The sequence below is a fragment of the Variovorax sp. 01T439_2 genome, from assembly GCF_056398445.1.
In genome coordinates this window covers 1-1,849 of sequence record NZ_JBFTPJ010001073.1, presented here as the reverse complement: position 1 = coordinate 1,849, position 1,849 = coordinate 1, and the positions used below count along the sequence as shown (strand labels likewise).

The 1,849-nt window shown below is 66.1% G+C and carries 4 protein-coding genes; all 4 read right to left on the bottom strand.

The window, feature by feature from the left end:
* Positions 1-753: SDR family oxidoreductase (locus AC1DOC_RS32030; RefSeq protein ID WP_478131370.1), on the bottom strand; the 753-nt coding region annotated here is incomplete at its 3' end.
* A gap of 31 nt (positions 754-784) precedes the next feature.
* Positions 785-1,087, bottom strand: a complete 303-nt coding sequence (locus AC1DOC_RS32025; protein WP_027729639.1) for a Dabb family protein — start codon at positions 1,085-1,087, stop codon at positions 785-787.
* 22 nt (positions 1,088-1,109) lie between these two features.
* Positions 1,110-1,346 (bottom strand): hypothetical protein, encoded by a 237-nt coding sequence (locus tag AC1DOC_RS32020; RefSeq protein ID WP_012748023.1) that lies wholly within the window; start codon positions 1,344-1,346, stop codon positions 1,110-1,112.
* Between the two features lie 2 nt (positions 1,347-1,348).
* On the bottom strand, positions 1,349-1,849 hold a 501-nt coding region (locus AC1DOC_RS32015), incomplete at its 5' end, for an acyl-CoA dehydrogenase C-terminal domain-containing protein (protein WP_478131369.1).

Genomic DNA, 1,849 nt, shown 5'->3' with positions numbered 1-1,849 from the left:
CCACTGGCCGGTAATGTGCTTGCCCGCATCGCTCGCATACAGCAGCGTCAAGCCTTTCAGGTCTTCGTCGTCGCCAAGCCGCCCGAGCGGCGCATGCGAGGCCATCTTTTCCTCGCCAAGCGACTTGATCAGCCCGGCGGCCATCTTGGTCATGAAGAAGCCCGGGCAGATCGCGTTCACGTTGATGTTGTACTTGCCCCATTCGGCGGCCAGCGTGCGCGTGAAGCCGATCACCGCGGTCTTGGAGGTGTTGTAGGCCAGCGTCTGCATCTCGGGCGGGTTGCCGTTGAGGCCCGCGATCGAGGCGATGTTGATGATGCGGCCCGTCTTCTTCGGGATCATGTAGCCGTTGGCCACATGCTGCGAGAGGATGAAATAGCCGCGCACATTGAGGTTCATCACCTTGTCCCAGGCCTCGACCGGATGGCTCTCGGCCGGCGCGCCCCAGCTGGCGCCCGCGTTGTTCACGAGGATGTCGATCGCGCCCATGCGCTGCAGCGTCTCGTCGGCCAGGCGGCGCGTGTCTTCTTCCTTCGAGCAGTCAGCGGCGATCCAGCGCGCGTCGATGCCGGCCGTTTGCAGCTCGGCCGCGGCCTGCTCCAGGTCGTCGGCCTTGCGCGAGCTCAGCATGATCTTTGCGCCGGCCTCGCCGAGGGCATGCGCCATCTGCAGGCCCAGGCCGCGCGAGCCGCCGGTGATGAGGGCGGTCTTGCCGCTGAGGTCGAGCAGTTTTTGGATGGTGCGGGCGGTCATGGGAAAGTCTCCGTTGTTCGGTTTGGAATGTTCAGGCGATGTAGTCCATGCACTGGCGCGCTTCGCGCACCGCGCCGATGAAGGGCTTCAGCGCCACGTGCTGCGGATGGTCCGCATAGGCCGCGAGCGCGGCCGCGTCGGTGAATTCCGAATACAGGACCAGATCGCAGGTCGCTTCGAGCCCGGGCTGGGCAACGGCCACCTCGAAACGCAAGGTGCCGGGCGACAGCCTGGCGCAGGCGTCGAGCAGCGCCTTGGCCTTCAGCAGGTTGGTCGCCTTGTCGGCGCCTTCGGCATGTTCCTTGAACTTCCACATCACGATGTGCTTGAGCATGGTCTGCCTTTCCTTGGCCTCGTTATTTGTCGCCCAGGCGCGAGCGCACGTAAATGAGCACAAAGCCCACCAGCGCGACCACGGCGCCGGGCACGGCCATCGACCAGCCGAGCGCCGGCTCGGTGCGGCCCGTGGCAATGCCGAGGATCACGAGAAACAGGCCGCCGTAGATCAGGATCCAGATCCATTTCTCTAGCCGCGCATGCGGCTTTGGCGGCTTGACGGGGTTGGGCGTGTTGTTGGGGGCGGCGTTGGCCATTGTCAAAAAGCGTCCTCGGGCAATGCGGTACAGGTAGGGTCGCGGCTCTCGACCACGTTGAGCCAGGCACCGATTTTCGGCAGCTCGTAGTGGAAGAAGTAGTCCGTGGCGCCTATCTTGCCAGCTGTTACCGCCCTCGCCTTGTCCGCATCGATCTCCAGCGCCCGCCGCGCCACGTCCAGCCAGATCCAGGCCAACACGGTGTGGCCGAAGGCCTGCATGTAGGGCACGGCGTTGGCCAGCGCGTCGGCCGGATCGCCGGTGGACCAGGCCGCCTGGGTGGCGCTGCCTATGCGCTGCCATGCGGCGTCCAGCGCCCCGGCATGCGGCGCGAGCGCGGGCACCTTGGCGGCATGGCCGATGGTCTCGGCGATGCGCCCGCCCAGCAGCTGCAGGCCGCGGCCCTTTTCCATCAGCACCTTGCGGCCCAGCAGGTCGGCCGCCTGGATGCCGTGCGTGCCCTCGTGGATCATGTTCAGGCGGTTGTCGCGCCAGTACTGCTC